24 protein-coding genes are annotated in these 25,457 nt (G+C 71.4%); 11 read left to right on the top strand and 13 right to left on the bottom strand.

From position 1 onward, the window contains the following. A partial coding sequence (locus ACFQUV_RS20100; RefSeq protein ID WP_378395561.1) for an IS630 family transposase occupies nt 1-491 on the top strand: 491 nt, incomplete at its 5' end. A 287-nt stretch (nt 492-778) separates the two neighbouring features. Here ACFQUV_RS20100 and ACFQUV_RS20095 read toward each other — a convergent pair. Further along, nucleotides 779-2,029 carry an MFS transporter gene (locus tag ACFQUV_RS20095; RefSeq protein ID WP_165363723.1) on the bottom strand — a complete coding sequence of 417 codons (1,251 nt, stop codon included), beginning with the start codon at nt 2,027-2,029 and terminating at the stop codon, nt 779-781. Between the two features lie 346 nt (nt 2,030-2,375). Here ACFQUV_RS20095 and bcsS point away from each other — a divergent pair, with 346 nt between their 5' ends. Then, the gene (gene bcsS, locus ACFQUV_RS20090; protein ID WP_378395558.1) at nt 2,376-3,239 is read left to right on the top strand and encodes a cellulose biosynthesis protein BcsS; all 864 of its coding nucleotides are present in this window, start codon (nt 2,376-2,378) and stop codon (nt 3,237-3,239) included. Here bcsS and ACFQUV_RS20085 read toward each other — a convergent pair. Beyond that, complete coding sequence (locus ACFQUV_RS20085; RefSeq protein WP_244601403.1) at nt 3,127-4,809, bottom strand: DUF2339 domain-containing protein; 1,683 nt, start codon at nt 4,807-4,809, stop codon at nt 3,127-3,129. The genes bcsS and ACFQUV_RS20085 overlap by 113 nt on opposite strands. A 77-nt stretch (nt 4,810-4,886) precedes the next feature. On the opposite strand from ACFQUV_RS20085, the gene ACFQUV_RS20080 reads away from it, so the two are divergent. Beyond that, the gene (locus ACFQUV_RS20080) at nt 4,887-5,351 is read left to right on the top strand and encodes an SRPBCC family protein (RefSeq protein WP_165363724.1); all 465 of its coding nucleotides are present in this window, start codon (nt 4,887-4,889) and stop codon (nt 5,349-5,351) included. A gap of 35 nt (nt 5,352-5,386) precedes the next feature. Here the strand turns inward: ACFQUV_RS20080 and ACFQUV_RS20075 are convergent, their stop codons facing one another. From ACFQUV_RS20075 to ACFQUV_RS20065, 3 genes are all read right to left on the bottom strand, one after another. Further along, the gene (locus tag ACFQUV_RS20075) at nt 5,387-5,581 is read right to left on the bottom strand and encodes a hypothetical protein (RefSeq protein WP_129607168.1); all 195 of its coding nucleotides are present in this window, start codon (nt 5,579-5,581) and stop codon (nt 5,387-5,389) included. Nucleotides 5,582-5,742: 161 nt separating this feature from the next. Continuing rightward, on the bottom strand, nt 5,743-6,345 hold the full coding sequence (locus tag ACFQUV_RS20070; RefSeq protein WP_129607169.1) for a nucleoside deaminase: 603 nt from the start codon (nt 6,343-6,345) through the stop codon (nt 5,743-5,745). 117 nt (nt 6,346-6,462) lie between these two features. Beyond that, nucleotides 6,463-6,723, bottom strand: a complete 261-nt coding sequence (locus ACFQUV_RS20065; protein WP_244601404.1) for a hypothetical protein — start codon at nt 6,721-6,723, stop codon at nt 6,463-6,465. Between the two features lie 331 nt (nt 6,724-7,054). On the opposite strand from ACFQUV_RS20065, the gene ACFQUV_RS20060 reads away from it, so the two are divergent. The 3 genes from ACFQUV_RS20060 to ACFQUV_RS20050 all read left to right on the top strand — a co-directional run bounded on the left by ACFQUV_RS20060 (nt 7,055) and on the right by ACFQUV_RS20050 (nt 10,655). Further along, nucleotides 7,055-7,381 carry an ATPase inhibitor subunit zeta gene (locus ACFQUV_RS20060; RefSeq protein WP_155480142.1) on the top strand — a complete coding sequence of 109 codons (327 nt, stop codon included), beginning with the start codon at nt 7,055-7,057 and terminating at the stop codon, nt 7,379-7,381. Between the two features lie 249 nt (nt 7,382-7,630). Further along, on the top strand, nt 7,631-8,215 hold the full coding sequence (locus tag ACFQUV_RS20055; RefSeq protein WP_129607178.1) for a glutathione peroxidase: 585 nt from the start codon (nt 7,631-7,633) through the stop codon (nt 8,213-8,215). 1,585 nt (nt 8,216-9,800) lie between these two features. Beyond that, a complete protein-coding gene (locus ACFQUV_RS20050; protein WP_129607171.1) occupies nt 9,801-10,655 on the top strand; it encodes a universal stress protein in 855 nt (284 codons plus the stop codon). Between the two features lie 44 nt (nt 10,656-10,699). On the opposite strand, the gene ACFQUV_RS20045 is transcribed toward ACFQUV_RS20050, so the two are convergent. The 6 genes from ACFQUV_RS20045 to ACFQUV_RS20020 all read right to left on the bottom strand — a co-directional run bounded on the left by ACFQUV_RS20045 (nt 10,700) and on the right by ACFQUV_RS20020 (nt 16,422). After that, complete coding sequence (locus tag ACFQUV_RS20045; protein WP_165363725.1) at nt 10,700-11,938, bottom strand: lipid A biosynthesis lauroyl acyltransferase; 1,239 nt, start codon at nt 11,936-11,938, stop codon at nt 10,700-10,702. Nucleotides 11,939-12,239: 301 nt separating this feature from the next. Then, the gene (locus ACFQUV_RS20040; RefSeq protein ID WP_129607173.1) at nt 12,240-13,085 is read right to left on the bottom strand and encodes a MerR family transcriptional regulator; all 846 of its coding nucleotides are present in this window, start codon (nt 13,083-13,085) and stop codon (nt 12,240-12,242) included. A 136-nt stretch (nt 13,086-13,221) separates the two neighbouring features. Continuing rightward, the gene (locus ACFQUV_RS20035) at nt 13,222-13,575 is read right to left on the bottom strand and encodes an integration host factor subunit alpha (RefSeq protein ID WP_111386767.1); all 354 of its coding nucleotides are present in this window, start codon (nt 13,573-13,575) and stop codon (nt 13,222-13,224) included. Nucleotides 13,576-13,714: 139 nt separating this feature from the next. After that, on the bottom strand, nt 13,715-14,692 hold the full coding sequence (locus tag ACFQUV_RS20030) for a beta-ketoacyl-ACP synthase III (protein ID WP_129607174.1): 978 nt from the start codon (nt 14,690-14,692) through the stop codon (nt 13,715-13,717). Then, complete coding sequence (plsX, locus tag ACFQUV_RS20025; protein WP_129607175.1) at nt 14,689-15,738, bottom strand: phosphate acyltransferase PlsX; 1,050 nt, start codon at nt 15,736-15,738, stop codon at nt 14,689-14,691. The genes ACFQUV_RS20030 and plsX overlap by 4 nt, the downstream gene beginning before the upstream one ends. Before the next feature lie 153 nt (nt 15,739-15,891). Then, nucleotides 15,892-16,422 (bottom strand): DUF177 domain-containing protein, encoded by a 531-nt coding sequence (locus tag ACFQUV_RS20020; RefSeq protein ID WP_129607176.1) that lies wholly within the window; start codon nt 16,420-16,422, stop codon nt 15,892-15,894. A gap of 264 nt (nt 16,423-16,686) precedes the next feature. Between ACFQUV_RS20020 and ACFQUV_RS20015 the strand changes: the two genes are divergently transcribed. Continuing rightward, nucleotides 16,687-17,139, top strand: coding sequence for an outer membrane protein assembly factor BamE (locus tag ACFQUV_RS20015; protein ID WP_170300805.1), 453 nt, complete (start codon nt 16,687-16,689; stop codon nt 17,137-17,139). Nucleotides 17,140-17,489: 350 nt separating this feature from the next. On the opposite strand, the gene ACFQUV_RS20010 is transcribed toward ACFQUV_RS20015, so the two are convergent. Further along, nucleotides 17,490-19,613: a sodium-translocating pyrophosphatase gene (locus ACFQUV_RS20010; protein WP_111386757.1), complete on the bottom strand. Its 2,124-nt coding sequence runs from the start codon at nt 19,611-19,613 to the stop codon at nt 17,490-17,492. Between the two features lie 183 nt (nt 19,614-19,796). Next, entirely contained in the window at nt 19,797-21,035 is a 1,239-nt protein-coding gene (locus tag ACFQUV_RS20005) for an MFS transporter (protein ID WP_129608573.1), read from the bottom strand. A 272-nt stretch (nt 21,036-21,307) separates the two neighbouring features. Here ACFQUV_RS20005 and ACFQUV_RS20000 point away from each other — a divergent pair, with 272 nt between their 5' ends. The 4 genes from ACFQUV_RS20000 to ACFQUV_RS19985 all read left to right on the top strand — a co-directional run bounded on the left by ACFQUV_RS20000 (nt 21,308) and on the right by ACFQUV_RS19985 (nt 25,453). Continuing rightward, complete coding sequence (locus ACFQUV_RS20000) at nt 21,308-22,345, top strand: 2-keto-3-deoxygluconate permease (protein WP_129608577.1); 1,038 nt, start codon at nt 21,308-21,310, stop codon at nt 22,343-22,345. A 1-nt stretch (nt 22,346) separates the two neighbouring features. Beyond that, on the top strand, nt 22,347-23,591 hold the full coding sequence (locus ACFQUV_RS19995; RefSeq protein ID WP_129608572.1) for a four-carbon acid sugar kinase family protein: 1,245 nt from the start codon (nt 22,347-22,349) through the stop codon (nt 23,589-23,591). A 4-nt stretch (nt 23,592-23,595) separates the two neighbouring features. Continuing rightward, nucleotides 23,596-24,588 (top strand): 4-hydroxythreonine-4-phosphate dehydrogenase PdxA, encoded by a 993-nt coding sequence (gene pdxA, locus ACFQUV_RS19990; protein WP_129608571.1) that lies wholly within the window; start codon nt 23,596-23,598, stop codon nt 24,586-24,588. 85 nt (nt 24,589-24,673) lie between these two features. Continuing rightward, the gene (locus ACFQUV_RS19985; protein WP_129608570.1) at nt 24,674-25,453 is read left to right on the top strand and encodes a DeoR/GlpR family DNA-binding transcription regulator; all 780 of its coding nucleotides are present in this window, start codon (nt 24,674-24,676) and stop codon (nt 25,451-25,453) included. The last annotated feature ends 4 nt before the right edge of the window (nt 25,454-25,457 follow it).

The following is a 25,457-nucleotide window of genomic DNA, read 5'->3' as shown; positions in this document are numbered from 1 at the left end:
TCGGCCAGCAGGGCACGCTGACCCGCATCTGGGCCGCGCGCGGCACAAGGCCGCGCGCTCCACGCGACCAGCGCTACGATTGGGCCTATCTGTTCGGGGCGGTCTGTCCGGCTCGCGATTGCGGCGCCGCTCTCGTGCTGCCCAAGGCCGATGCCGAGACCATGACCCTGCATCTCGCCGAGATCGCCCGCACCGTGAGGCCCGGGTACCATGCCGTCGTCGTGCTCGACGGGGCCGGCTGGCACAAGACCGGCGGACGGCTCCGCGTCCCAGACAACATCAGCCTGCTCAAGCTGCCACCCTACTCACCAGAGCTCAATCCAGTCGAGAACGTCTGGCAGTTCCTGCGCGGCAACTGGCTCTCCAACCGTGTCTTCGACACCTACGACGACATCGTCGACGCCTGCTGTGACGCCTGGAACGCCCTCGCCGCCGAGCCGGGCCGCATCCGCTCGATCGCAACCAGAGCTTGGGCAGCGGTCAATCTCTGACGCCGTTGGTATGAGAGCCCGCCAAGCAAAAGGCCCGGGCTTTCGCCCGGGCCTTGCCCCATGCGGCGCCGCAAGACGCCGGTCCCCCATACCCGCCCCGTGCGGGAACTCGAGAAGCGACCGATCCGGCCCCGATGCGCGTTCATCCGGCGTCATCGTGGCCGGTGGCCGTGGCGCCGAAGCGCCCTTTCACCTCCATGATGCGAGTCGACGGTTAACGAGACGTTAAGGCCACGAAGAAATTTCGCGACGGCCGAGAAAGAGACGAGTCACCGTCACGGCGCCCCCTATTCGGCGGCGGCCGGCTCGGCGGACACCACGGTCCGCGGCGCTGCCAGCGTCACCACCGCGACCAGGCCGAGCACCGCGGCGAGAAACAGCGCCGTCACCCCGACCAGCCCGACCAGAACCAGATCGAAGCCGCCGCGCGCGTGCAGCACCGCGATCCCCGGCACCGCGACGGCGGCCGACGCGAACGACAGGAAGTAGCGCACCGCGTAGACGCGGCCACGCCAGGCATCGGCCGTGTAACGGGCGATCACCATGTCGCCCACCGTCACCTGCCCGTACAGCGCCGCCATCACCACCGCCAGGGCGGCCAGCAGGATCATGCCGCTCGCCTGCACGGCCCAGACGGCGCCGCCGAGCAGCAGCGCCACCACGGCGGCGAACAGGAGATGCGGCGCCACCCGCTCGGCGATGCGGCCGACCACCATCTGGGCCACCGCACCGCACAGGAACACCGCGGTGGCGAGCCCACCGACCGCAGCCAGCGCGACCCCTTCCCCCAGCCGCTCGTCGATGATCTTGGGCAGCGTCACCACGATCGTGTTGAACGTGAGCCCGCCGCAGAACGAGATGATCAGATAGAGGCCGAAGAACACCACCGCGGCGCGGCGCGGCAGCACGATGTCGGCGACCCGGGCGCGTCGTCCGGTCTCGTGGCGGTCGTCCGCGACCAGCGCCAGATAGGCGATGCCCAGCGCCAGGCTGATCAGCGCCGGCACCAGGAAGGCGCCGCGCCAGCCGAGCCACGAGGCCAGCACCGCGGTGACGCCGGAGGCGAGCGCGACGCCGAGATTGCCGCAGACGCCGTTGAAGGCGAGCGTGCGCCCGCGGGCGCCCGACACCTGGATCAGCATCGCCATGCCGACCGGGTGGTAGATCGCCGCGAACATGCCGACCAGGAACAGCGCCGTCGCCAGCATCGGCAGGCTCGGCGCCACCGCGCAGCCGGCGAGCGCGACGCCGGTGCCGACGAAGAACGCTGCCATGATGGCGCGGCGGCTGACGCGGTCGGCGAGCCAGCCGGCCGGCAGCGAGAACAGCCCGAACGCCACGAACATCGCGGTCGACAGCACGATCAGCTCGGAATAGGGCCGCCGATAGACGGCTTCGAGCCCGATCACCACGGTCGGGTAGATACCGAGCACGAAGTGATCGAGGCCGTGCGCGACGTTGAGGAAGCCGATCTGACGACGCTGCTGGATGGCATCGGGTTCCACCGCGGTGGCGGCCGGCGAGTCGTTCGGAGGCATGGTGCTTGTCCTGGCGAAGCCGGGCCTGGCGGGCGAGTCCGGGGGCGAGCGACGCCATGCTAGCACGCGCCTCGGCAAGTCCGCCGGCAGCCCGGTAGGGCCGGCGCGCAGGACAGACCGTGGCCGGACGTGTCGCGACGCGCAGCACCGGGCCAAACAACCGGGCTCGCGCATCTCCCGGATCTAGTCTGTCCGGGCGATGTCGCCAATCCGTCACGCCGACGTCCCTATCGACGGTTCGTGACAGGCTTTCCGTGTTTGTTCCCTTGGATCGAATGCGTGCCGCTCGGTAAAATCACAACCCTATGCGGCAGACTTGAGCACTTCGGTTTCCAGGGACTCGTCCATGAGCCGACTGGAAATCGGCGCGGTCGCTTCGGCGACCGCGCTGTGCCGCATTGCGCTGTTCGGCGCGGCACTGCTCGACGCCGCGCGGCGTCGCGCGGCGCCGCTTCGGGCCATGCTGGCCGCTGTCGCTCTCATGCTCGGCGTCGAGGCCACCTCTGCGACACCTCCGGCGCCGCCTCCGCCTGTCGGCCCACTGCCCCCCGACATCCTCGCCAGTCTCGAAGCCGAGCGTCTGCTCCTGTTCGGTGGCACCGATCTGTGGCGCGCCGGCGGCTTCCTACACGGCGGCTTCGCCTGGGCGCCGGAGGGCCTCGACCGCAACGGGCCGCTGCTGCGGCTGCTGGTCGGCACGGGTGTCTATCAATACCGCTCCGGGCGCCGGCTCGTCGTCGCCGGCCAGGTGCTCGGCGCCCTGACATCCGGCTGGGTGTTCCGGCGCGGCGCCTTCACGGCGGTCGTCCACGGCGGGCTCGACGTCCAGGATCATGCGACGCGGCCGCTCGATCCGGGCAATCCGCTCAGGGGCCTGCACATCGGCCTGCGCTTCGGTGTGGAGACGTGGTGGGAGCCGGCACCCGACATCATGGTGGCGGTCGCCGCCACCTGGTCGTCGATCGGCCAGGGCTTCGGGCTCCAGGCGGCCGCCGGCTGGCGCGTGCTCGAGCCCGTGTACGGCGGCTTCTATGTCGGCCCGGAGGTGCAGATCTACGGCGACGAGACCTATCGCCAGCTTCGCGCCGGGCTGCACCTCACGGCCTGGAAGCTCGGCCCGTACCAGTGGTCGGGCGGCGTCGGCTGGACGATGGACACCGACGACCGCAGCGGCCCCTATGTGCGCTTCGGAGTGCTGACCAAGATGTGAGGCGGACAGGCCGCCTCACGCTGACCGAGGCGAAGCCGGCGATGCGCCAGTACAGCGCGATCAGGATGGCGATCGGCGTCGCGATGGCGCACCACGCCCACACCGCCGGCACCACCGCGCGGGTCGCCCGCCCCTGCGCCGCGAAGCCGACGCCGCCGAACAGGCCGGCGAACAGCGCCCCGGCGGCGAGGTGGAGCGCGAAGGAGGTGCGCACCGGCTCCGGCACCGCGCCGGCGACCGGACCGGCCGGCGCGATCAGCGTGTCGAGCCGCGTCTCGGTCGCCCACTCGGCCATCACCAGCACCGCCATCGCGGCCGCTACCGGCACGGCGCCGAGCGCCGCCGGCGCCCGCCAGGCGATGCCGACCGTGAGGGCGGCGAGGAGCGTGAAGCCGAAGAGCGCCACGCCATCGTGGCCGCTCGCCATCACGAGAAGTCCGGCCGGCACCAGCACGGCGGCGAGCGCCACCGACGAGACCTCGTCGAGCGTGTCGGGGGTCGCCTCAGGCCCGAGCAGCAGGCCCGACACCGTGAAGGCCGCGGCGAGCCCGAACACCGCCACGAGGTAGACGGTGTGCGGCACCGCCGTTCCGACCGCCGCCTCGGCGATGCCGGGCAGCGCCCACAGCGTCGCGAACGCGATGGCGGTGAGCGCCAGCCAGCGCCACAGCCGCGCCCGCGCCAGCGCGAAGGCGGCGGCCGTCACCACGACGAGGTAGAGATACAGCGCCCAGAAGCTCGGCTCGTCGCTGGCGACCAGAACCGGCGTCACATAGGCACCGACGAGGCCGAGCCCGGCGAGCGCCGGCCCATGCAGCAGCGCCGCCGCCAGCGTCGCCAGCGCCACCGCGCCGAGCAGCACGAAAGCGAGCGGCGGCGGCAGGAAGCCGTACAGCGCGAAAGCGGCCCACACGGTCGCATAGGCCACCGTGGTGCCGGCGGCCGTCAGGGTGCTCGGGATGTGGGCGGTCGGCAGCGCCGCGGCGCCGACCCGGATCTCGTTGCGGCGGGTCCACTCGCCGGCCGCCACCAGGGCGGCGGCGAGTAGCGCCCCGAGGGCGACCCGCACGCCCGGCCCGATCAGCCCCTGCTCGATGGAGTAGCGCACCAAGAAGAGGCCACCGAGCGCCAGCGCCACGCCGCCGACCCAGACCACCCACTGGGTGCCGAAGCGCTCCTCAAAGCCACGCGGCGCGACCGGCGGGGGCGCGGTCGCCGCGTCCGCCGTGACGCCCGACGGCTCGGACATTGCCGGTCCGGAGATCGGCGGTGCGGAGATCGGCGGCACCGCGGTGGGCGGCGGCGGTGCAGCGGGGCTCGAGGCCGCCGTGTCGGCGGGAGCCTGCGGGACCACCGGCGCCGCCGCGATCTCCGGGCCGTCATCGGGGGACGGCTCGGTCGCGGGCGGCGCCTCGCCCCCCGGGCGGGATGCCCTGGCCAGCAGCACACGCAGCCGTTCGATCTCCGCCTCGATGCCGGTCAGCCGGTCCCGCAGGACGGCGACCTGGCGGCGCTCGCCGCGCAGCATGACGATGGCCACGAGCGCGGCCACAAACGCCAGGAACTCCATCTCGGCCCCCTCCTCGGATGGACCCGCGAATCGGCCGGCGCCCTCGCCGGGCCGTATTTGTCGGCGAACGCTCGACGATGTCGAGCGCCGACATCCGCCTCCTCGCCGACTGGGACCTCGCCGCCGCGCCCGAGCGCGTGTGGGAGGCGCTGATGCGCCCGGCCGAATGGCCGCAGTGGTGGCCGACCGTCACCCGCGCGGTGGTGCTCGCGCCGGGCGATGCGAGCGGCGTCGGCGCGCGCCTCGCCTTCGAATGGCGGACCGCCCTGCCGGTCCGCCTCGCCTTCGAGGTGCGGACCACGCGGGTGGAGCCGCTCGCGCTGATCGGCGGCGAGGCGTCCGGCGCCCTCACCGGCCGCGGCGCCTGGCTGATCCGGCCGACAGGGAGCGGAACGCGAGTGCGCTACGACTGGACCATGACGGTGTCGGCACCCGGAATGCGGCTCGCCGCCCCGCTGGCCCGCAAGGCGTTCGCCTGGAACCACGCGGCCGCGATGCGCCAGGGCCGCGACGGCCTGGCGCGCCGGCTCGGCTGCGCCTGAGGCGATCCGCGGTGTGGCCATCGGGCGGCCGGGCGTCATCCGCCGAACGGCCGGCTCGGCGTCAGGCAGCGCGGCGCGGTGTGGTCGGCCACGGCTCCGACGATGACGAGAAGCGCGGCCGCCACGTTCGTGTGGCCACGGTGACCGGCCACCCAGCCCGACCACGCCAGCCCGCCGAGGACCAGGACGATCCCGGCGGCGGTGAAGATTGCGCTTTCGAGCCTGGACATGGCGAGCCTGGGCGGAGGAACGAGGAGACCTGACGCCGATTGGTCGGCGCGGCCGGCACGCGCGTTCGATCCGCCCGCGCCGATGCGAGGCGCCGGGGCCGCGGTTCCGCCGTCGTGGTTACCAGGCTCCTGCGGTGGCGGCTGCCGGCGAAGACTCCCCGTCACAGGCCGGAGAAGAGCGAGCGCAGCGTCCGCCGGCGCGCGCGCCGCGGCGGAGACGGGTCCGCGCCTTCCGGTTGCGCGTCATGCGCCACGAAGCAGCCGCGCAGGCGGATGATGCTCCACACCAGCGGATTCCAGGCGAGCCAACCGCGCTCGGCCTCGTCGGCGACCACTCCGGAGCGCACCTCTGGCGGCGCGCCGAACACCTCGGGCATCGAACGCGACAGCGTCGCGTCCGCCAGGATGTCCCAGCGCGAGTGGCCGCCCATCATGGGGGAGCGCAGGCCATAGACGACGCGGCCGAGCCGCGATTCGCGGATCGCGAAGGCGCACATCGCGCACGGCTCCACCGTCGTGTAGAGCGTGCAGCCGGCCAGGCTGCGCCGCCCGAGCGCCCGGCGCGCCGTCGCCATGGCGACGATCTCGGCGTGGCGGGTGACGTCCTGCTCGCGCCGCACCGCATTGGTGGCCTCCGCCACCACCTCGTCGCCCCGCGCGATCACGCAGGCGAAGGGCAGCTCGCGCCAGCCCGCCGCCGCCCCGAGCGCGATCGCCCGGCGCATCATCCGCTCGTCGATCCCGTGCAGCCTCGCCGCATCCATCCCGTCGCCCACCCCCACCCGGCATAACACGGGAGCGGGCGATCGGACAAGTTGCCGGATCGGCGGAGAGGTAATTGGAACGGGCGGCGGGCGCGTGTCCGGCCGCCTCTTCGTCGCTCACTGGCCGCGGGCGGCCTCGAACACCGCCCGGCACTCGGGGCTCAGCCGCCCGATGCGAGCCGCCAGGCAGGCCGTGATGGCGCGCACGTTCGGAATCTCGCCGGCGCACAGGCGGAACACGTCCGGCCGGCAGGCCCGCTGCTGGGCCGGCGTGCCGCGATACTCACCCTGCGCGGCCGCACTGCCGGCGGCCCCGAAGAGCCCGAGAGCCAGCCCGAGCACGAGACCCATACCGCGACCGCGCATGCTGCTCGCCATGCCGCATCCTCCCTCGGGTGCCGGCCCCGCTCCACGCCGCCGCGGAGGCCGTTCGTGCGGTTCGTGTCGGCCGCCGCGACGCGGGTTCGACCTGGCGAGGCGGTCCAGCCGATCCCGGCCCACTCCACACCCGTCCCGCGCAAGGTCGCGCCAGTTCGCGCCGGTAGACAAAAGTCGGAGACCCAGCTAGGTAATTGTACCGACGCCGTCGATCGGCGGTTCAGGACCGGCCCTGATGCTCGCGGGCGAAGCCGCGATCGTGGCCGGAGCCTCGAACCCAAAAGCCGCAAGGACGCTCGAACGTCCAATTCGTCACACCCGGAGGAGACGCATGACGACCCAGGCCGAGACCATCGCCCGCCGCGCCACCACGCATCGCTGGTGCCCGGACGCCGACACCCGCGACAGCATCGTGGCGCGCCGCAATGCGCTGGCCGGCCTGTGGGCCGGGCGCCTGATGCAGCTTCCGGACGACCAGCTCACGCTCTATGCTGCCGAGGTGCACGCCTCCGGCACCGTCGACGGCAGCGAGGCCATCCTCCAGAAGCTCTGGTACGACCTCAACCGCGCCGGCGTGCCGATGTCGCGCACCGACATCGGCGCCAAGATGGGCGAGCTGCACCGCGACGCCATCGGCCAGCTCAGCGCCACCGACTGACCCCGACGCAGCATCGGCGCAGCATCGACGTGACGCCGCGAGACGACGGCGCGTCGGTCGCAGCGTGAATTCACGCAGCGTGGATGCGGACGTGATCCGGCGCGGCGGCGACGACGTAAGGTCCGACGGACAGCACGGCGTCGCGCGCTCCGCGGCTCGCGGAGCCTTCATCGCGGCGCGCCGTATCGCACGCAGCCGGACGCCGCCATGACGCTCCATCGCCCCTCTCCTCGCCCCGGCCCGTCGACCATGGCTCCAGACTGGATCACGCCGGCCCGCCTCGATCGTCGCGCCGTGCTGGCCGGTGCCGCCGCGGCGCTCGCCTGGACCGGCTCGTCGCATGCCGCTGAGACCAGCCGTGCCAATGCCTGGGTCCACGGGTTCGCGCAGGCGGGCGGCGGCGAGATCCGGCTGATGAGCCACGCCGGCAAGCCGATGCTGATCGTCAACACCGCGTCGCTGTGCGGATACACGCCCCAATATGCCGGGCTCGAACAGCTCTGGCGCACCTATGGGCCGCGCGGGCTGCTCGTGCTCGCGGTGCCGTCCGACGACTTCGGCGGCCAGGAGCCGGGCGACCAGGCGAGCATCGATCACACCACGCATCGCTACGGCGTCAGTTTCCCGGTCACCGTGAAGTCGGTGGTGCGTGGCCCGCAGGCGCATCCGTTCTATCGCTGGGCCGCGCTCGAGCGTCCGCTCGATACGCCGCGTTGGAACTTCCACAAGTATCTGATCGACCGTGACGGCCGCATCGCCGGGGCGTTCGCGTCCGCGATCGAGCCGACCGACACGCGCATCGCGGCGGCCATCGCGACGATGCTGACAGGATGAGAATGCCGATCCGGCGATGATGCTGATGGCCTCGCGGCTGGAGCCTCCGCATCTGGTCCGGCTCTCCACTTGTATCTTTGCATATAAAGCTCTGTGGAGCGCGGCGATGCAGCGCTGTGCGGTTCGACAACCGTCGTCGTCTCCCGTTCGCTGAACGGCGCCGCATCGTGATGCGACCCGCAATGCGGCGCCGCATGGCGTGTGCGGTGCATCCATTCGACGGCGCAAACAAGAAATTCACTGCGACGACCGCGACCGCTTGACAAAACACGACATTGGCGCGACCATCTCATCGTCAGCTTCGAGACGGACTTGGTTGATCCACTGATCCGACGGTCCGACGAAGCAGACACTCCGGCCGGACGCGCTTCCGCCGAACCTTCGGCGACACGCAGATCCGGCGTCGAGAGCGGGAGGTGAAATGCCACCGGGCTCGCAAGGCCGCGACGATCGCCTTGGTCTTCGTTGGGACTTTGGCGTAGCGGCTGAACCCACAACGGATAAGGTCGGAAGCGGTCTCATCGGGCCGCATCAGTGAGGCAAGGCCCAACCTCGACCGCTTCCGCCTTTGTCTATCTTCCTCGATATGATCAGCTGAGCTTGGCTCGCTAAATTCTGCTCGTGTGAACGTTGTCAATTGAACAATGTCATGTGAGTTCGAGCCGTGCTCAACCGAGTTTGTGTGAACGCTCCTGCTCTGCAGCGAGCGTTTTTTTGTTGTTGAAGCGGCGGAGCAGCTTGCTCGCCACCGTGACGCCGCCTGCTGGTGCCGCTCGTTCGTCACGGACACCCTGTCGCTGGCGCCGCTCGCTCGTCACCAAGGCGCCGCCCGGCGCGGCTGATCTCATATGAGATCCGGCTGATCAACGCGGCGGTCATTCCGGAAGCCGCGAAGCGACTGTCCGACTCCAGCCGAGAGTTCGACGTTTGCCTCTGGATGAAGTGTGCCGCTGGCTTCCGGGTCTGCGGCGGAGCCTGTGCCCGGACGGCGCGAAGCGCCGATCCGGGTGCCACGCCCCGGAACGACCGCCGACTGATCACCCGGAAAGAGTACGATGCCGACGGCAGCACTCTCGGATTGCATCCTCCGCCATGGTCGGGCTCGTCCCGGCCATCCACGTCTTGGTTGCTGCTCGGCTTGCGGTCGTGGAGACCCGGCACGAGGCATGTGCTCGAGCCGGCCGAAGGCCGGACCCGAGTGCCGGGCATAACGAGTCGGCATCGGCGGCCATCGCTCTCATCCTGTTTCCGGGCATCGGTTCGGCGCCATTCCGGGGCGCGGCAAAGCTGCGAAAGCGGAATCCCGCGGCACGCGACATCCAGCCGCAAACGTCGAACTCTCGGCTGGAGTTCGGCCAGCCGCTTCACCTGCGCCGGCCCCATAGCGGTATGGTCGTGATCCCCCGAGCCTCCATCGTCTGCGGCAGTGCCCGGCACCGCTCGACAGCAGACCGGGTCCGTCCTATTCGTGGCGTGCATCGACCATGCCGACGTGGCCGTCGAGGCATCACCGAACGCGATGCGTCGCCGAACACGAGGCGTCGCCCTGCGTTGACCCAACGGCGCAGACAGGGGCCGAGCCGCCATGAAGACCATTCTCGTCCCGACCGAACCCAACGACGCCATGCGGTCGACGCTGGCGACCGCCCTCACGGTGGCCCGCACCTTCGGCAGCTATCTCGAAGGATTTGCGGTCCGCGTCTCGGTGCCGACCGTGGTGGCCATGGACGTCGCGCCGTCCGCCTCGCTCGCCTTCTTCGAGGAGGAGAACGCCGAGGCGGCCCGCCAGGCCCGCGAGCTGTTCGAGACCGCGATGCGGGCCGAGGCGGTGCCGACCGCCCCCTCTGGCGCGGAGCCCGGGCCGAGCGCCGCCCCCGCCTGGGGCTGGCTCGACGACGCCCCGGAGGGCGACAATTTCGTCGGACATCTCGGCCGCATCTTCGACCTGATCGTGATGGGCCGCCCGAGCAACGATCCGCGCGGGCCGCATATGAGCACCTTCGAGGCTGCCCTGTTCGAGAGCGGCCGCCCGGTGCTGCTGGCCCCGCCGAAGGCGTCCGCCACGGTCGGCCGCCATGTCCTGATCGCCTGGAACTGCTCGACCGAGCAGGCCCGCGCCACCGCCTCGGCGATGCCGTTCCTGGCCCGCGCCGAGCGCGTCACCATCCTGACGGTCGAGGGCGCCGTGGTGCCCGGGCCGTCGGCCGAGCAGCTCGCCGGCAATCTCGCCCGCCACGGCATCAAGGCGACGCTGATCAACACCCAGGGCGGCGACAACCGCACCGCCGGCCCGACCATCCTGGAGCATGCCGCACGGCTCGGCTGCGATCTCATCGTCAAGGGCGCCTACACCCAGAGCCGGCTGCGTCAGATGATCTTCGGCGGCACCACCCGCCACATCCTCACCCACGCCGAGATCCCGGTGCTCACCACCCACTGACGCCCAGCGCACCGAGGGCCGGGCCGCCCGGTCTCCCCACGGGCTCACCGCCAGCGGCGGTGCAGCCACAGCCACTGCTCGGGATGCTGGCGCACCCAGTCCTCGATCAGGCCGGTGATCATCTGCATGGTGGCGTCGACGTCGATCTTGCCGTCGGGATCGCGGGGCGGCGGCAGCGGCCCGACCAGCTCGAAGCGGAAGCGCGCGTCCGGCAGCCGCACCACCCGGGCGCCGTAGATCGGGCACTCGAACAGGCGGGCGAAGCGGCCGAGCATCGGGTTGACCTTGCAGGTCCGCCCGAAGAACGTGACGTCGACGCCGCGCGCATAGTGCTGGTCGACCAGCATGCCGACCAGCCGCCCCTGCCGCAGCGCCTCGCGAATGCGCAGCGGCGTGTCGGGCCCGGCCGCGATCACCATGCTGCCGCCCGCCTGGCGGGCCCGGATCATCTCGCGGACGAACGGCCCGATGCGCGGCGCCCGGAACACCACCGCGATCTCGCGCCCGATGGTGCCGGCGCCGAGCGGCACCACCTCCCAGTTGGCGAGATGGCCGGTGAACATCAGGGCCGGCCGCGGATCGTCGCGCAGCCGCAGCATCGCGGCGCGGGTGGCCGCGTCGACCTCGATGCGGCCGGGGCGCGGGTCGCGCCAGTCGTAATCCCACAGCCGGTCGAGATGCGCCGACTCGGCGAACAGGCGGCCGAAATTGTCCCACATGCCGGCGAGCGTGTGCTCGCGCATCTCCGCCGACATCTCGGGAAACACCATGGCGAGCTGCTCGCGAGCGACACGATGGCCCTTGAGCCGTGGCCCGACGAGCCGCACCAGCCGGCCGGCGAGCGCCGCGGTGCGAGCGAGATCGAGGCGGCGCAGCAGCCGCAGCACGCCGACCCCGACGAGCCCGATCGCGGTCTCGACGCGGGCCAGCACGCTCCGGTGCTCGCGCCGCTCCAGCCCCGGCCGGGCGGCGTCGAGGCGCGCCATCAGGGCGTGGACGAAGGGAAAGTAGGTCGCCGAGCGGTCCTCGGCGGCGAACAGCCCGACCCGGTGGCCGGCCGAGAGCTTGACCCGGCCGCCGCCGCGCCGGTGCAGCACGCAAGCCCAGTAGGCCGCCGACGACCCCGGAAGTCGCTCCTGGAAGATCTCGACCGCGACCACATCGGCGAAGGCGAGCAGCCGCGCCCGGCCGCGGTCGCGCCAGGCGAGCCCGTCGGGCGCCAGGCTGAAGAGCTTTTCGGCGGTGAACGGATGGGCGCGGTAGGTGTAGGTCGGGTCGGTCATGCTCGATCGGTGGTGCCCCGCCCGCGGTGGGCGGCGCCCGACTTCTAGAGCATTTTCCGGCGAAGTGGACTCCGGTTCGCCGTCGAAAATGCGATCAGATAAGGACTTTTGGAGCGGGGCCGATCCCGTTGGATCGGATACCGCTCGGAAGGGAATTTCGATCCGATCGAGTCGGAATTCGCTCCGGTCGGCTGTCGAAAGCGCCGCCTTGGAGTCGCAAGCCGCAAGATGTCCGTCCGGCCTCGGCCCGGCTCTCGGCCGGATCACCGCGCCGGACGAGATAGTCTCGGCGATCGCCGGCTCACGACGTCCGCTCGGACTCTCGCGCCGAGCGCAGCAGCGCGCGGCACGCCTCCAGCGCATCGAGCACGGTGGCGAGGCGCGCCCGGTCGGCGGCCGAGAGCCCCCGCGGCGGCACCGGCACGGCGGCGGCCCGCTCGCTCACGGCCGGCACCTCGCGGACGGGCGGCGGGGTGCGCTCCGCCACCGGGGCGCGGACGGCGGGCTCGCTCGCCGGGGCAGCCTCGCGAGGCGCCGTGATGTCGTGTGGCGCGGCGCCGAGGGGTGCCGCCTCGCGCTTCGGCGGCGGGTGTGATCCGAGCGCCGGAGTCGCGTGCGGGGTTGCGCCCGCCGCCCCGAAGGACGGCTCGCGCCGGCCATAGGGATCGACCGATGGATCGACCGATTCGTCACGCCCCGCTTCGCCATGCTCCCCTTCGGCCGCCTTCGCGACCGGCGATGCCTGCGGCGGCATCTCCCCGGCCACGGCCTCGTCGAAGGCCGCCGCCGCATCGGCCACATCCGCGGCGTCCGGCTCGATCTCGGCCTCGCTCTCGGTGCCGTCGAGCTCCGGCTTGCGCTCCGGCTGCGGCGCGCCCTCCTGCCACACCGTCTGGACGAAGCGCCCCCCCTGCTCGCGCAGGATGCGCTGCACGCCGCGGATGGTGTAGCCCTCGCCATAGAGGAGATGGCGAATGCCGCGCAGCAGGTCGACGTCGTCGGGCCGGTAGTAGCGGCGGCCGCCGCCGCGCTTCATCGGCCGCACCTGCGGAAAGCGGCTCTCCCAGAAGCGCAGCACATGCTGCGGCAGGTCGAGCTCGTCGGCGACCTCGCTGATGGTGCGGAACGCTTCCGGCGCCTTGTTCACGGCCGCCCCCTCGGGTCCGTCATTTCCGGTCCGTCATCTCGGGTCCGTCATTTCCGGTCCGTACGCGCCGGGTGGGGCACGATCCGCCCTCGCCGTCACGCGCGCCGGCACACCCCGAGACGGCCGTGGCACGCCGTCAGGCGCCGGCCCCGTCCGTGCCGGCGGTGGCGGGCGCGCCGGTCGCGGCATCGCCACCCGAGTCGGCGTTGATGCGCTGCTTGAGAATGGCCGACGGCTTGAACACCATCACGCGCCGCGGCGAGATCGGCACTTCCTTGCCGGTCTTCGGGTTGCGGCCGATCCGCTGGCCTTTCTTGCGGACCACGAACGACCCGAACGAGGAGAGCTTCACGGTCTCGCCCCGCTCCAGGCAATCGGTGATCTCCTTGAGCACCAGCTCGACCAGCGCGGCCGATTCGGTGCGGGAGAGTCCCAAGCGTTGATAGACGGCCTCGCACAAGTCCGCCCGAGTGACTGTCTTCGCGCTCATCGTGGCCCCAGCGCCTGCCCAGCGACTTTGATATCCCTCTGAATTTACAACGATATGAGCTTCGCCCTCCGGGGTCAACCGGGGCTGTGCGATGCGGCGGGAAGATTTGAACAGGCGCCGTCGGGCTCGCGGGCGCCGGTCACCAGCGGATCAGCGCGGCGCCCCAGGTGAAGCCGCCGCCCATCGCCTCGACCATCACCAGGTCGCCCGGCTTGATCCGGCCGTCGGCGACGGCATGGTCGAGCGCCAGTGGAATCGAGGCCGCCGAGGTGTTGCCGTGCAGCGCCACGGTGGACACGATCTTCTCGGGGCCGATGCCGAGCTTGTGGGCGGAGGCGTCGATGATGCGCTGGTTGGCCTGATGCGGCACGAACCAGTCGATGTCGGCCGCGGTGGTGCCGGTCGCCGCCAACACGTCCTCGACGGCGCCGCACATCATCCCGACCGCGTGCCGGAACACCTCGCGGCCCTCCATGCGGAGGAAGCCGACCGTGCGGGTCGCCGACGGGCCGCCGTCGACATAGAGCTTGTCCTTGTGGCGACCGTCGGAGCGCAGCCGCGCCGCCAGCACGCCGCGGTCGGCCAGCGTTCCGGATTGCGGCGTCGCCTCCAGCACCACGGCGCCGGCACCGTCGCCGAAGATCACGCAGGTGGTGCGGTCGGTCCAGTCGAGAATGCGCGAGAAGGTTTCCGAGCCGATCACCAGGGCGCGGGAGAAGCCGCCGGTGCGCAGCATCGAATCGGTGGTGGCCAATGCGAACACGAAGCCGGAGCAGACCGCCTGCATGTCGAAGGCGGCCCCCTGGGTGATGCCGAGCTTCGCCTGCACGGTCACGGCGCTCGCCGGGAAGGTATGGTCCGGGGTGGCGGTCGCCAGCACGATGAGATCGATCGCCTGCGGCTCCAGGCCGGCGGCGTCGAGGGCGCGGCGAGCGGCCGCGACGGCGAGGTCGGAGGTCAGCTCCCCGTCGGCCGCAATGTGGCGCTCGCGGATGCCGGTGCGCTGGACGATCCAATCGTCGCTGGTGTCCACCATGCCGGCCAACTCGGCATTGGTGAGCGTGCGCGCCGGCAGGTAGCCGCCGCAGCCGCGGACGATCGAACGGATGATGCTCACGACGCCACCTCTCCGGCCACCGGAGCGGGGGCCGCCTGCCCGAGGGTCCGGCGGATCTTCGCCATCAGCTCGTAGCGGGCCATGTCGTAGCCGAGATCGACGGCCGCCGCGAAGCCTTCCGCGTCGGTGCCGCCGTGGCTCTTGATCACCACGCCGTTGAGTCCGAGGAACACACCGCCGTTGACCTTGCGCGGGTCCATCTTGTCCTTCAGGGTCTTGAACGCCTGTCGCGCGAACAGATAGCCGATTTTCGCCATCCAGGTTCGGCCCATGGCGCTGCGCAGGTATGCGGCGAGCTGCTTGGCGGTGCCCTCGGCGGTCTTCAGGGCGATGTTGCCGGTGAAGCCCTCGGTCACCACCACGTCGACGGTGCCGCGGCCGATGTCGTCGCCCTCGACGAAGCCGCGGAAGTCCATGTGGCTGCACGCCAGGGTGCGCAGCACCTGGCTGGCCTCGCGAATCTCCTCCAGCCCCTTGACCTCCTCGACCCCCACATTGAGCAGCCCGACGGTCGGCCGCTCCAGGTCGAACACCACGCTGGCCATGGCGCTGCCCATCACGGCGAGCTGGACCAGGTGCTGGACGTCCGCCCCGATCGAGGCGCCGACGTCGAGCACGATCGATTCGCCCCGCAGGGTCGGCCACAGGCAGGCGATCGCCGGCCGCGACACCCCCGGCATGGTGCGCAGGTGGAACTTGGACATCGCCATCAGGGCGCCGGTGTTGCCGGCCGAGACGGTGACGTCCGCCTCGCCCTTCTTCACCGCATCGATGGCGAGCCACATGGACGAGCGCCAGCGGCCATGGCGCAGCGCCTGGCTGGGCTTCTCGTCCATCTTGACGGTGACCTCGGTGTGGACGAGCCGCGAGGCCGCCGCGAGCGCCGGCCGGCTCTCCAGCAGTGGCCGAACCACGGCCTCGTCACCGAACACGATGAAACTGGTGTCGGGATGCCGGGAGAGAGACAAGTCGGCACCGGCGATCACCACCGCGGCCCCGTTGTCCCCCCCCATGGCGTCCAGCGCGATGCGAACCTTCTCAGACATGAACCGACGTTGGCGGCGGCGCGCAAACTGCGCCATTGACCGGCCGACGCGGACCAGTCGCTGGGTTGAAGAGGCCGCGACAATACCGCGTCCGCGTCGCGTGACAATCGCTTAATTCACCGATGCGGGTCCGGAAAACTCCGCTGCGCGGGGTCATTCCCCGCCGGAGGCACCGCGATCCTTGAGGGCCGCCAGCGCCGCGAAGGGTCCCGGCTCCGGCGCCCCGTCGGCGGGCGGATCGAACACCGCCCCGGGCTTGCGGGGATAGGGATCGAGGCCGAGCAGCAGGAACTCGGTCGCCACCGCGCCGAGATCGACCGTCCCGCCGACGAGCGGCTCGGGCGGCTCGGCCGCCTCCGGGTCGCGCGGCGGCCCCGCCTCCTCGACCGGCGCGTCTGGGCTGAACACGAGATCGACCGCCTCGGCGATCTCGCTCTCCATCGGCTCCAGCGTCACCACGCAGGTCTGCCCGGCCGTCGCCGTCACGGTGCCGACGACACGCAGGCCGCGGCCCTGCCGGGTCAGCTCGAAATCGGCCGTGAGCCGCGGCAGGCCGGTCAGGCCACCGAGCCGCGCGATCGCCTCGCGGGCCGGCGCGTCGGCCGACAGATGCAGGGTGAGCCCCTCCTCCGGCACGTCGTCCAGCTTGACCGGGACGCTCCACGGACGATCCGGCTTGCCCATGGCGATACTCCTTCCCAACCGATCAGCAGCCCCGCCACAGACGGCCGGTGCGACTCGGGCGCCCCCGATATGGGGGCCCCGGTCTCCATATGCCACGATCGCGCCATAGAGGGCGACAAAGGTGCGGCCGCCGGCGAGAGCAGCGACGGGTCGCGGGGGCGGCACGTCGATTCCATCTGGCGGTTGCGTTCGACGCGGTTGCGTGGGATGCCCTGCCACGCTACGGCCTGCCACGCTACGGCCTGCCGAAGGGGGACCACCGACGTGCATCAGACCACCAGCCAGCCATCCGGTCGCCGCCCGCGTCGGGCCATCGGCGCCGTTCTGGCGCTCGGCCTCTTGCTCGGCGGTTGCATCACCCAGACCTATCAGCGCGGCTACATCGTGCCGGAGGGCGCGCTCGAGCAGATCCCGCTCGGCGCCTCGCAGGAGCAGGTGCTGATCGTGCTCGGCACCCCGTCGACGGTCGCGACCGTCTCGGGCGAGGTGTTCTACTACATCTCTCAGCGCGCCGAGCAGACCTCGTTCCTGCCTCAGAAGGAGGTCGACCGCCGCGTCATCGCGGTCTACTTCGACAAGTCCCGCAAGGTCGAGCGGCTCGCCAATTACGGCATCAAGGACGGCCGCATCTTCGACTTCGTCAGCCGCACCACCCCGACCGCCGGCAGCGAGCTCAACTATCTGAGCTACATGTTCAAGGCCCTGAAGTGGTGGTGAGCGGGACGCGGCGTCCGCCGTACTGACCGCCCCGCCCCCTTCCCGACCTGCCCCTCCCACCTGCGTGAGCCCCGTCCGCGTGGACCCGCCCGCTCACCCCTGCGGCAGTGCGATTCGCCTCGGACGGACGAGACGGCACGAAAAAGCCCCGCGGATCGCTCCGCGGGGCTTCGTCGTTCCAGCGCCGGGCGAACGGCTCAGACGAGATCCGGCTGATCAATTTGGTGGTCATTCCGGAAGCCGCGAAGCGGCGATCCGGAATCCAGCCGAGAGCGTCGAGCGTGCCGCTGGGTTCCGGGTTCGCGGCTTCGCCGCGCCCCGGAACGACAACTGATCACCCGAAGGCAGACTCACTGATGGGCGAGGATCGCCAGCAACAGCAGCGCCACGATGTTGGTGATCTTGATCATCGGGTTCACGGCCGGGCCGGCCGTGTCCTTGTAGGGGTCACCGACGGTGTCGCCGGTCACCGACGCCTTGTGGGCCTCGGACCCCTTGCCGCCGTAATGGCCGTCCTCGATGTACTTCTTGGCGTTGTCCCAGGCGCCGCCACCCGAGGTCATCGAGATGGCGACGAACAGGCCGGTGACGATGACGCCGAGCAGCATGGCGCCGACCGCCGAGAAGGCCGCCGACTTGCCGGCCGCACCACCGCCCGCGATGAAGTAGATGATGAAGTAGCCGACCACCGGCGACAGCACCGGCAGCAGCGACGGGATCACCATCTCCTTGATGGCGGCCTTGGTGAGCAGGTCGACGGCGCGGCCGTAGTCGGGCTTCTCGGTGCCCTTCATGATGCCGGGGCGCTCGTGGAACTGGCGACGCACCTCCTCGACGATGGACTGGGCGGCACGGCCGACCGCCATCATGCCCATGGCGCCGAACAGATACGGCAGCAGGCCGCCGAACAGGAGGCCGACCACCACGTACGGATTGGTCAGCGCGAAGTCGAGCTTCACGCCGGCGAAGTACGGGTGCTGCGCCGAGTTGGTGATGAAGTGCTTCAGGTCCTCGTTATAGGCCGAGAACAGCACCAGGGCGCCGAGGCCGGCGGAGCCGATCGCGTAGCCCTTGGTCACCGCCTTGGTGGTGTTGCCGACCGCGTCGAGCGCGTCGGTGGAGTGGCGGACCTCCTTGGGCAGACCGGCCATCTCGGCGATGCCGCCGGCGTTGTCGGTCACCGGGCCGAAGGCGTCGAGGGCGACCACGAAGCCGGCCAGCGCCAGCATGGTGGTGACGCCCACCGCGATGCCGAACAGGCCGGCGAGCCCGTAGGTCACCAGGATGCCGGCGATGATCACGATGGTGGGCAGCGCCGTCGACTCGAGCGAGACGGCGAGGCCCTGGATGATGTTGGTGCCGTGGCCGGTGACCGACGACTTGGCGATCATCTGCACCGGGCGGAAGTTGGTGCCGGTGTAGTACTCGGTGATCCACACGATCAGGCCGGTGACGGCGAGACCGGCGACGCCGCAGGCATAGAGATGCCAGCCCGAGTAGCCGACGCCCGGCAGCGGGCCGAAGCCGATCAGCAGGCCGACCACGCCGGCGATGCCGACCAGCGACAGCACCGCGGTGGCGATGAAGCCCTTATAGAGCGCCCCCATGATCGACTGGCTGGGGCCGAGCTTGACGAAGAAGGTGCCGATCACCGAGGTGATGATGCACAGGCCGCCGATGCCGAGCGGCAGCAGCATCATCGGCCACAGCAGCTCGCTGCCGGCGAAGAAGATCGCCGCCAGCACCATGGTGGCGACGGTGGTCACCGCATAGGTCTCGAACAAGTCGGCCGCCATGCCGGCGCAGTCGCCGACATTGTCGCCCACGTTGTCGGCGATGGTGGCCGGGTTGCGCGGATCATCCTCCGGGATGCCGGCCTCGACCTTGCCGACCATGTCGCCACCGACGTCGGCGCCCTTGGTGAAGATGCCGCCGCCGAGACGGGCGAAGATGGAGATCAGCGAGGCGCCGAAGCCGAGCGCCACCAGGGCGTCGATCACCACGCGGTCGTTGGCCTTCAGGCCCAGCGTGCCGGTGAGGAAGCCGAAATAGACGGTGACGCCGAGCAGCGCCAGGCCGGCCACCAGCAGGCCCGTGATGGCGCCCGCCTTGAAGGCCATGTCGAGGCCGCCGGCGAGCGACGAGATCGCCGCCTGGGCGGTGCGCACATTGGCCCGCACCGAGACGTTCATGCCGATGAAGCCGGCCGCGCCCGAGAGCACCGCACCGATGGCGAAGCCGACCGCGACGAGCCAGCCGAGGAATACGCCGAGCAGAAGGAAAATGACGACGCCGACGAGGCTGATATACGTGTACTGCCGCTTCAGATAGGCCTGGGCGCCTTCTCGCACGGCAGCGGAAATCTCTTGCATCCGCGCCGTCCCGGCATCGGCGGCCATGACGGACCGTACCGCCCAGACGGCGTAAACAATCGAAAACGCCCCGCAAAGGACGATTACCCACAAAGCTGTCATCGATGACCCTCGATTGTGCGCTGGCAGCGAGCCCCCGGGAGGGGCGTAAGACGCGACCGGCACGCCCCTGCGCCGGCCGTCCGCAATTCCGCGCGGCGGACATTGCCAAAAAGCCTTTTGCGACGCAATCGAAAGAACCGGCCGCGCGAGCCTCGCCGCAACCGGCCGACGATGTTTCGCAGGTCAGGACGGCGGCGCGGCCCGACGCCGTCCCGCCAGCGCCACCCAGCCGAGCAGCGCCACGGTGGCGAGGACCGCGCCCAGCACGACCTCGACCACCAGGGGCCAGCCGTGCCGGGCCAGCATCTGGCCCGACGCGAAGGAGCCGATCGCCATCGCGCCGAACACGAAGAAGTCGTTGACGGCCTGCACCTTGTTGCGCTCCGCCGGGGTGTGGCAGGCAGTCACCAGGGCGGTGGCGCCGACGAAGGCGAAGTTCCAACCGATCCCGAGCAGGATCAGCGCGACCCAGAAATGGGCGAGCGACACGCCGGCCCAGCCGACCGCCCCGGCCGCCGCCGTCAGGGCGAGCCCGGCGGCGATCACCCGGGCACTGCCGAACCGGGCGATCAGGCTGCCGGTGACGAAGCTCGGTGCGTACATCGCCATGACGTGCCACTGGAGACCGAGCGCCGCGTCGGTCACCGAATGATTGCAGGCGACCATGGCGACCGGCGCCGCCGTCATCATCAGGTTCATGGTGGCGTAGCTGGCCAGCCCGCAGATCACCGCCATGATCAGCCGCGGCTGGCGGAAGATCACCGGCAGCGGCCGGGCCGGCGGGCCGCCGCTCCGCCCGGCGGCGGCCGCGGCGGGCGGTGGAAAGCGCACCAGGAGCAGCACGCCGGCGGCCACGACCGCCACCACGGCCTGCGCCAGATAGCCGGCCGCGAACGTGTAATGCGGCATCAGATCCTTGGTGGCGATGACGAGCTGCGGCCCGAACACGCCGGCCATCACGCCGCCCGCCAGCACCCACGACACCGCCTTCGGCCGGAACGCCTCGCTCGCCGTGTCGGCCGCCGCGAAGCGATAGGACTGGTGGGCCGAGCCATAGAGCCCGCCCGCGAAAGTGCCGGCACAGAACAGCGGAAACCACGCGAAGACGACGGCGGTGGCACAGAGAAGACCGGCCGCGAAGCCGAGCAGCGTGCCGATCTCGAAGGCGACGAGCCGTCCGAACCGCCGCGCGATGTAGCCGACCGGCAGGGTCCCGGCCCACAGGCCGAGCACGAAGGTGGACACCGGCACGGTGGCGAGCCCCGGGTCCGGCGCCAGCATGGTGCCGACCAGCCCGGCGGTGCCGAACACCACGGTGGTGTTGGCGCCGGCCAGCGCCTGGGCGACGGCGAGCACCACGGCGTTGCGACGCGCCAGGCGGTCGTCGATCCCGGCTTGCGGCTCGGTGGCGATGGCGGACATGGAATTCCTCGGCGGCGGGGCCGGCACACTAGTGTGCTTCGTGCCGGGAGGCCACCATCGCCCCCCGTCCGTCTCGGGATGAGGAAATCGCCACCCGAGCCGCGCGAGCGTCGCAGGTGTGAGTGCAGTGCGCACAGGAATTGTGCCCGAATCGCGCAGACAAGCTTGCGAAATGCGCAAATTGCGCATTTAATGTGACGAGCGGGTGACATCCGCGCGGTCAACTTGCCCGAATTCGCACATTCCGATCATCGAGAAAGGGACCTTCCGTGATCCAAGTGCCCATCAAGCGCAGCATCGAACGTGTCCCCGGCGGCATGATGATCGTGCCGCTCCTGCTCGGCGCCGTGATCGCGACGCTGGCACCCAACACGCCCAAGTTCTTCGGCTCGTTCACCGGCGCCCTGTTCACCGGCGCCCTGACCATCCTGGCGGTCTTCTACGTCTGCATGGGCGCCAGCATCGACTTCAAGGCCACCCCCTACATCCTCAAGAAGGGCGGCACGCTGTTCGCCGTGAAGATCGGCATGGGCATCGTGGCCGGCGTGGTGTTCGGCCGGCTGATCGGCGAGGCGCCGATCGAGGCCGGGATGTTCGCGGGCCTGTCGACGCTCGCCATCGTGGCGGCCTTCAACGACACCAATGGCGGGCTCTACATGGCCCTGATGGGCCAGTACGGAAAGCCGCGCGACGTCGGCGCCTACACCATCATGTCGCTGGAATCCGGACCATTTCTCACGATGGTGACGCTCGGCGTGGCGGGCCTCGCGGCGTTCCCGTGGCAGACCCTGGTGGGCGGCATCCTGCCCCTCGTGGTCGGCATGATCATCGGCAATCTCGACCGCGAGATGCGCGACTTCCTCGCCAAGGCGGTGCCGGTGATGATCCCGTTCTTCGCCTTCGCGCTCGGCGCCGGCCTCGATCTGACCAAGGTGTGGCAAGCCGGCCTGCTCGGCCTCGGCCTCGGCGTCGCGGTGGTGATCGTCACCGGCATCCCGCTGTTCTTCGCCGACCGGCTGACCGGCGGGACGGGCGTCGCCGGCGTGGCGGCGGCCTCGACCGCCGGCAACGCGGCGGCGGTGCCGGCCATCATCGCGGCCTCCAACCCGATCTATGCGGACGCCGCCAAGACGGCGACCATCCTGGTGGCCGCCTGCGTGGTGGTGACGGCGATCCTGGTGCCGTTCGCGACCGCCTGGACCGCCCGGGTGTTCGGCGCCCCCGCCGACCTGCCGGACGACGACGCGGCCGAGCCGGCCGCGCCGGCGCCGGCCGCGAGCCCTGCTCCGCCCGCCTCCAAGGGGGCGTGACGTGACCCCCTGGCTGGTCCTCGCCGACGATCTCACCGGCGCCGCCGACTGTGCCATCGCGTTCGCGCGGCGGGGCGCCGAGACCGTGGTGACCTGGGGCGACGGCGACGCCGGCGCCGCCCCGGTGCTCGCCGTCGATGCCGACAGCCGCCGGCTGTCGGCATCGGCAGCGGCGGAACGCCAGTGCGCCGTGCTGGCGGCCCGCCGCCGGCCCGGCCAGCACCTCTACAAGAAGATCGACTCGACCCTGCGTGGCCAGCCGGCCGCCGAGACGGCGGCCCTGCTGGCGGCGCTGCGGCGGGACGGGTCGCCGCGGCTCGCTCTGGTGGCCCCCGCTTTCCCGGCCACCGGGCGCACCACCGAGGGCGGCCGTGTGCTGGTCGGCGGCGCGCCGCTGGAGCAGACCCCGCTGTGGGCGCGCGACCACACCTATCCGACCGGCCGCCTGCCCGATGTGCTGGCGGCCGCGACGCTGCGCAGCGGCGTCGTGCCTCTCGACCAGGTCAGGCGAGGCGCCGGCCCCGTCCGCGGCATCGTCACGGCGGCGCTCGCCGAGAATTGCGATGCGATCGTCTGCGACGCCGCCACCGAGGACGACTTGCGGCTGATCGCCGAGGCGACGCTGCCGCTCGCCGACCGGCTGCTGTTCGTCGGCACCGGCGGCCTCGCGGCCGCCCTCGCCCGCCTGGCGCTGCCGGACGCCATTCCGGCCGCGCCGGTGCCGCCGACGCGCGGGTCGGTCCTGACGGTCGTCGGCAGCGTCGCCGAGGTGTCCCGCGCCGCCGCTGCCCATCTCGTCGAGACCGGCCGGGTGCACGCCGTCACGGTGGCCGAATCGGTGCTGCGCGGCACCGCCGATCCCGGCTTGGCGCAAGCGCTGGCGGGCCGCATCGAGGCGGCGATCGATCAGGGCGACGTGTTGGTGACCACCGAGTACGGCGCCGGCAGCGATCTCGGCCACGGTGGCGAGGTCGCCCAGCGACTCGCCGCCCTGGTGGCCCCGGCGGCCCGCAAGGCCGGCGGCCTCGTCGCCACCGGCGGCGACACCGTGTGTGCGCTCCTCGCCCAGATCGGCGTCACCGGCATCCGTCTGGCCGACGAGGTCGAGCCCGGCGTGCCGCTCGGCGTCACCGTCGGGGCGGTGGCGCTGCCGATCGCCACCAAGGCGGGCGGCTTCGGCAGCGACGCGACGCTGGCGCGCTGCCTCGATCGCCTCCACCAGACGTCCGCAGAGCAGAAGGGCTGAGCGCATGCCGACCCCCGTCATTGCCGTCACCATGGGCGACCCGTCGGGGATCGGCCCGGAGATCATCGTCAAGGCGCTGGCCCGCCCGGACGTCCACGCGCTGTGCCGCCCGGTGGTGATCGGCGACGCCGCGCGCCTGCGCGAGGCCGCCGCGATCGTCGGCGCCACCGTGACGGTGCGGCCGGTCGCGCGGCCGGCCGACGGCCTCGGCGCTGCCGGCACCATCGACTGCATCGACCTGAAGACGGTGCCGTCCGGCCATCCGTTCGGCGTCATGTCGGCGGTGTCGGGCGAGGCCGCCTACCGCGCCATCGCCAAGGCGGCCGAGCTGTGCCGCACCGGCGAGACCGATGCCATCTGCACGGCGCCGCTCAACAAGGAGGCGCTGCACGCCGCCGGCCACAAGTTCCCCGGCCACACCGAGCTGCTCGCCCATCTCACCGGCACCCCCGAGGTGTCGATGATGCTGGTCGGGCCGCGCCTCCGCGTGATCCACGTCACCACCCATATCGGGCTCGTCGACGCGGTGGCGAAGATCGAGCCGGGGTTGGTGGAGCGCACCATCGCGCGCGGCCGCGCCACGCTGGTCGCCGCTGGGCTCGGCGAGCCCCGCATCGGGGTCTGCGCCATCAATCCGCATGCCGGCGAGAACGGCCTGTTCGGCCACGGCGAGGAGGCCACCAAGATCGATCCGGCGGTCGCCACCTGCCGGGCGCGCGGCTGGTCGGTGGAAGGCCCCCTGCCCGGCGACACGCTGTTCTTCCGCGCCTATCGGGGCGACTTCGATCTCGTCGTCGCCATGTACCACGACCAGGGCCACATCCCGATCAAGGTGATGGGGCTCGAAGCGGGCGTGAACATCACGGTCGGCTTGCCTGTGATCCGCACTTCGGTGGATCATGGTACCGCCTTCGACATCGCGGGCCGCGGCATCGCCGACGAGGGCAGCATGGTCGAGGCGCTGCGCCAGGCCGCCGAGCTCGCGGTCCGCCGCTGAGGGGGACCGTGACGGCCGGCCGGCGGCAGCGCTCGCAACGGTGGCGTCCGCGGCGGACAGGCCCGCGGTGGCGGGAGTGCGAGAGATGCGGCGACGACGCGAGCGCGAGCAGCAGATCCTCGATCTGATCCAGTCCGGCGAGTCCGATGTGGACGCACTCGCCGGGCGCCTCGACGTGTCCCCCTCCACCATCCGGCGCGACCTGCAACGGCTGTCCGACTCCGGCGCCGTCATGCGCACCTATGGGGGCGCGGTGCTGTCGCGGCCGGCCGCCGAGGCGACGCTGTCGAGCCGCGAGCACATCAACCTCCAGGCCAAGCAGGCGATCGCCGCGATGGCGGCAACGCTGGTGGCCGACGGCGACCGTGTGCTGCTCGACGTCGGCTCGACCGTCGAGGCGCTCGGCCTGCGGATCAAGGATCGCCGGCTCGCCGTCGTCACCAACAACCTGGCGCTGGTGCCGGTGTTCGCCCAGTCGGAGACGATCGAGCTGACCCTTCTCGGCGGCAACGTGCGGCCGATCAGCATGGGCACCTTCGGGCCGCTCGCCGAGCTGGCGATCCGCCGCCTCACCGTCGACAAGCTGTTTCTCGGCGCCGATGGCGTCGTCGCCGGCCGCGGCCTGTGCGAGGCGACGCCCGAGCAGGTGGCGCTCAAGGAGCGGATGGTCGAGCAGGCGTCCGAGGTCTATCTCCTCGCCGACGCCTCCAAGCTCGGCAACGCGCATCAGCCGGCGTGGCTGCCGCTCAACCGGCCGTGGACGCTGGTCACCGACGTGGGCGCGACGGCCGAGCAGCTCCGCCCGTTCCGCGCCCTGCCCGGCGTCACCGTGATGGTGGCCGACGGCGACGGACTTGCCGCCTGATCCC

It is taken from the genome of Rhodoplanes sp. P11 (assembly GCF_964266735.1).
GTDB classification, from domain to species: Bacteria; Pseudomonadota; Alphaproteobacteria; order Rhizobiales; family Xanthobacteraceae; genus Rhodoplanes; species Rhodoplanes serenus.
This window is presented reverse-complemented; position numbering and strand designations above follow the sequence as displayed.

Coding starts and splice junctions, on each gene's coding strand:
- ACFQUV_RS20005 (WP_129608573.1), bottom strand. CDS start 21,035: ATGTCCGCCATCGCCACCGAGCCGCAAGCCGGGATCGACGACCGCCTG.
- ACFQUV_RS20010 (WP_111386757.1), bottom strand. CDS start 19,613: ATGACAGCTTTGTGGGTAATCGTCCTTTGCGGGGCGTTTTCGATTGTT.
- pdxA (WP_129608571.1), top strand. CDS start 23,596: ATGCCGACCCCCGTCATTGCCGTCACCATGGGCGACCCGTCGGGGATC.
- ACFQUV_RS20020 (WP_129607176.1), bottom strand. CDS start 16,422: ATGGGCAAGCCGGATCGTCCGTGGAGCGTCCCGGTCAAGCTGGACGAC.
- plsX (WP_129607175.1), bottom strand. CDS start 15,738: ATGTCTGAGAAGGTTCGCATCGCGCTGGACGCCATGGGGGGGGACAAC.
- ACFQUV_RS20035 (WP_111386767.1), bottom strand. CDS start 13,575: ATGAGCGCGAAGACAGTCACTCGGGCGGACTTGTGCGAGGCCGTCTAT.
- ACFQUV_RS20065 (WP_244601404.1), bottom strand. CDS start 6,723: ATGGCGAGCAGCATGCGCGGTCGCGGTATGGGTCTCGTGCTCGGGCTG.
- ACFQUV_RS20060 (WP_155480142.1), top strand. CDS start 7,055: ATGACGACCCAGGCCGAGACCATCGCCCGCCGCGCCACCACGCATCGC.
- ACFQUV_RS20070 (WP_129607169.1), bottom strand. CDS start 6,345: ATGGATGCGGCGAGGCTGCACGGGATCGACGAGCGGATGATGCGCCGG.
- bcsS (WP_378395558.1), top strand. CDS start 2,376: ATGAGCCGACTGGAAATCGGCGCGGTCGCTTCGGCGACCGCGCTGTGC.
- ACFQUV_RS19985 (WP_129608570.1), top strand. CDS start 24,674: ATGCGGCGACGACGCGAGCGCGAGCAGCAGATCCTCGATCTGATCCAG.
- ACFQUV_RS20045 (WP_165363725.1), bottom strand. CDS start 11,938: ATGACCGACCCGACCTACACCTACCGCGCCCATCCGTTCACCGCCGAA.
- ACFQUV_RS20080 (WP_165363724.1), top strand. CDS start 4,887: ATGTCGAGCGCCGACATCCGCCTCCTCGCCGACTGGGACCTCGCCGCC.
- ACFQUV_RS20075 (WP_129607168.1), bottom strand. CDS start 5,581: ATGTCCAGGCTCGAAAGCGCAATCTTCACCGCCGCCGGGATCGTCCTG.
- ACFQUV_RS20085 (WP_244601403.1), bottom strand. CDS start 4,809: ATGGAGTTCCTGGCGTTTGTGGCCGCGCTCGTGGCCATCGTCATGCTG.
- ACFQUV_RS20055 (WP_129607178.1), top strand. CDS start 7,631: ATGGCTCCAGACTGGATCACGCCGGCCCGCCTCGATCGTCGCGCCGTG.
- ACFQUV_RS20095 (WP_165363723.1), bottom strand. CDS start 2,029: ATGCCTCCGAACGACTCGCCGGCCGCCACCGCGGTGGAACCCGATGCC.
- ACFQUV_RS20050 (WP_129607171.1), top strand. CDS start 9,801: ATGAAGACCATTCTCGTCCCGACCGAACCCAACGACGCCATGCGGTCG.